At 72.2% G+C, this 4,099-nt stretch carries 1 protein-coding gene; it reads right to left on the bottom strand.

Annotated features, from left to right (window positions below; genetic code table 11):
• Positions 1-61: 61 nt before the first annotated feature.
• A complete protein-coding gene (locus ACWGDX_RS39220) occupies positions 62-3,913 on the bottom strand; it encodes a S8 family serine peptidase (RefSeq protein ID WP_453633594.1) in 3,852 nt (1,283 codons plus the stop codon).
• Between the last annotated feature and the right edge of the window lie 186 nt (positions 3,914-4,099).

Genomic DNA, 4,099 nt, shown 5'->3' with positions numbered 1-4,099 from the left:
GGTCCTACGCCCGCGCACCCGCCGCCCCCGGTTCCGTACCGGCCCGTCAGGACCGGCCCGTCTATCCGCGTACGAGATAGGCGCGTTCGACGGTCTGCCGGACGCCGCTGCCGTTCCTGTCGGTCGCGGTGACCCGCAGGGTCACATAGGCGTCGCCCCGCTGGCGGGCGGGCCGGTCGAGGGTGGCGGTGAAGCCGTTCTGCCCGCGCTTGCCGACCCGGGCCGCCTCCTGCCAGGTCCTTCCGTCGTCGTAGGAGGCGTCGACCCGTACGGTGAGTCCGCTCGGCGCGGGCAGACCGTCCTGGGAGCGGACTGTGAGACCGATGTCGTGGGAGCGCCCGCCCGCGACCGTGTTCCGCGCGTCGGCGCGCACGTCGTAGTCGAGTTGCAGAAGCGGCAGGGGCCCGCGCTCGGCGGTGGTCTCCGAGCGGAAGGACCACGAGGTGGTGGTCCGGGTGCCGAACGCCCACTCGTCGGAGACACGCGCGGTCGACAGGTCGAGCCTGAAGTTGCCCTTCCCGGGGGCGACTTCGATGTCGCCCCAGGCGCCGTCGGTCTCGCTCACCTTCGTACCGTCGCGGTACAGCGTGGCCGAACTCGTGTCGCCCTCGACGGCTTCGGCCCGGGTCCCCGCGCCGGAGGTGCCGATGCCGCCTCCGCTGGTGACGGCGCGTGACCAGTGGCCCGGTGCGGAGTCGGTGAACTCCGGGATCCGCAGGGCCAGTACATCGCCGGTGCGGGTGGAGACCAGCCCGGCGCCCACCGGAGCGGCGGGCCGCAGAACGGCACCGAACCAGCGCTCGTCCGTACGCTCGCCCGCCCGGTAGGTGCGCGGCGCGTCCTTCAGACCGGCCTGAAGCGGCGCGTCGACGTCGAATGTGGTCGTGTGGTTGACGACATGCTGCCAGAGGGTGTCCCCGGAGCTGACGTACTCGGTGCGTTCATGGCCCGTCGGCACATGGCGTGTGTACTGGTTCCAGGCGGTGGACTGGTACGGACGCCAGCCGAACCGCTGCTCGCTCGCCCACGGCGTTCCGCCCGTGTCGGCGTAAGTGGTGCGTACCTGGGCGCTGTTCCGGTCCGAGACGGTGTGCACCACCTGCTGCGGGATCCGCCCCGACGACACCTGCATCACATCGTAGAGATAGGGGCTCCGGGAGGTGCCGGTGATCCCGACCGTGACGGTGTGCCGCTTGGCGGCGGCGAGCAGCGCGGTGCCTCCGGTCCCGCTGATCCGGACCACCGGCACGGCGTAGCGGTCGCCCACCGGATTCCACCGGGTCCACGGGTATCCGGAGGGGAAGACCACGAGCAGGCCCTTGGCACCGGCCTTCGCCGCCGCCCGCGCGAGGTCCCACTCGTCGCCGCCGTCGTCACGGACGACGGCGAGCTTGCCGCGCACCCGGGCGGAACGGAGATCGGGCGCGGTGACCGTACCGGCGTCCACCGCGGCCAGCCGTACGCCCTTGTCGCCGAAGAGCGGGGAGTTCGGCATGTAGTAGGGGTCGAGATCGGCCTTCGTACCGGACACCTCGGTCTCGATCAGCGGGGCCACGAGCTGCCAGCGCGAGGCGAATTCGAAGGTGCCCTCGGTGACGGGCGCGGTGGGACTGACATAGACACGCTTGGCGATGTCGAAGAACATCACGCCCTGGGTCAGACCGTGTCCGTCGATCTCGCGGTAGGTCTGGTAGCTGATGATGCCGCGCTGTTCGGCGGGGCGGGGGGTACGGATCTCCACCGGGGTGGTCCGGCGCTCGTCCAGGGTGACGGACATGTCCTTGGTGACCTTCACCTCGGGCAGCACGACCTGGCGCAGTTCCTGTCCGTCCTCGGCCTCGCCGATCGACGCGTGGCTGAGCTGGTACGTCCCCTCCTCCACCTCGGCGACGGCCGGCGAGAGACTGGTGTAGTCGACGAATCCGTCCGGCCCCCAGATGGTGGGAAGCGCCTCGATACGATCGCCGTGGAGGTCGACCGTGTCGACGGTGAGCCGGTGCACCGGGCCGTCGACGACAAAGCTGACGGTGGTGTGCACGGCCGTCTTGCCGTCGGAGGAAGTGGCGTTGACATAGCCGTAGTAGTCGCCGCGTTCGGCCCGCGACGGATCGGCGCTCAGCGGGACCTCGACCGTGGCGCCGGGGGCGATGTCCACCGTGTCCGTGCCGAGCCGGAGCGCGCCGCTCCGCAGCGCGCGCCCGCCGCTGGTGGCGAGTTGGGCCGTCAGCCGGAGCGAGAGCCCGGTGGCCGAGGTGTTGGTGTAGCGGACGGTGGCGGTCCCGGAGCCGTCGGCCTGGGCCTTCGCCGCGGTCGCGCCCGCCTGGAACGGGCCCAGCGCGACGGTGCCGGTGGCGGTGAGGGGGCCGAGCGCGGCCGCCGCGAGATCGATCCGGCCGCCGCCCTGCTGCGGCGGCTGCTGGCCGGGCACCGTACGGGCGGTGCTGACCAGAGCGTCCTTGAGACGGTCGGCGCGCCAGTCCGGGTGCTCCTGGGCGAGCAGGGCCGCGGCGCCGGTCACATGCGGTGTGGCCATGGAGGTGCCGGACGCCGCGACGTAGTACGGGTCGACGGGGTCTCCCATGGTGGTCCCCGCGGCGCGGGCGGCCACGATACCGACACCGGGCGCGGTGACATCGGGCTTCACCGCGCCGTCGCCGAGACGGGGCCCGCGGCTGGAGAACGGGGCGAGCGAGTCGTCACGGTCCACGGCGCCGACCGTGAGCGCGGCGTCGGCCGCGCCGGGTGAGCCGACCGTCCGGTCACCCATCTCCCCGGTGTTGCCCGCCGCCACGACGAACAGGGCGCCGCTGCTCGCGGTGAGTTCGTCCAGCGCGCGGCTCATCGGGTCGGTGCCATCGGTCGGGACGTCGGAGCCCAGACTCATGTTGACGACCTTGGCGCCCTCGGCCGCGGCCCACTCCATGCCCTCGATGACCTGGGACTCGGTGCCGTAGCCGTCGTTGCCGAGGACCTTGCCGATCAGCAGTGCGGACTGCGGGGCGACACCCTTGCGGGTGCCGCCGGACGCGGCGCCGCTGCCGCCGACGGTGGACGCGACATGCGTGCCATGGCCGAAGACGTCCTCGGTGCCGCCGCTGCCGGAGAAGTCTCTGGCCTCGACGATCCGGCCCGCCAGATCGGGGTGTGACCCGTCCGCGCCGGTGTCGAGGACGGCGACCTTGACCCCCTGGCCCCGGTAGCCGGCGTCCCAGGCGGCGGGGGCGTTGATCTGGGCCGTACTGCGGTCCAGGGTGGCGTTCACCTTGCCGTCCAGCCAGATCTTGGGGGTCGCCCGGATCCCACTGGCGGTCATCGCGTCCCCGGCGGGGGCGAGTGTGCGCCAGAACGCGCCGAGATCGTCCCCGGCTATCCGCAGCGAGTCGGCTCCGATGCTCTCCAGCCGGCGCGAGGGTACGGAGTCCTCCTGGAACCCGGACAGGGAACGCAGGGTCTCGGCGGCCCGCGCCCCGGCGGACGCGCCGGCGGGCTGGGCCACGATCAGCGGGAGCGAGTCGGTGTGCGCCTCGTCGTACCCCTGTGAGACGAGTGCGGTCACATCGAACAGTTCCCGGTCCAGCGTTCCCGCGGAGACCAGGTCCGCCGCGTCGGACGGCAGGACGGACAGCCGGCCGTCCTGCTCGGCGGTCCGGAAGAGGATGCCGTCACGGCCGGGACCGGGCCGGACCGAGGCCGCGTGCTTTCCGTCCGGGCCCGTGCTGAGCGTCACCCGGTCACCGGTGATCAGTCGCACCGTCGTGGGGGTGCCCACCGCGGTGGCGTCGGTGGCGTCGGTGGCGGCGGGCCCGTCGGCCGCCGCGTCCCGGGCGGCGGGCCGGGCCGCGACCGGCGCCACGGCACCCACGCTCATCAGCAAGGCCATGGATACCGCCGCCGTCAGGCGGATACGTCTCATCTGTCCAGCCCCTTCGTTCAACTCCGCTGTCACGCGCTGTTGGACAGAATCTGGTAGCGCCGGAGGGGCTGTCACTGCTTCAGGGTGTCGTGGGTGTGGTGTATTTCACCAAACACCCCCCCCCGGGACTGAGACCGGCGATGGGGGGGGGGACGAATAGCGGGTGGGAGGAAGGTTTTAGAGTGT

Source organism: Streptomyces sp. NPDC055025 (assembly GCF_053608565.1).
Note: the sequence above shows the minus strand (reverse complement) of the source record. Positions and strands in the feature narration are given on the sequence as shown.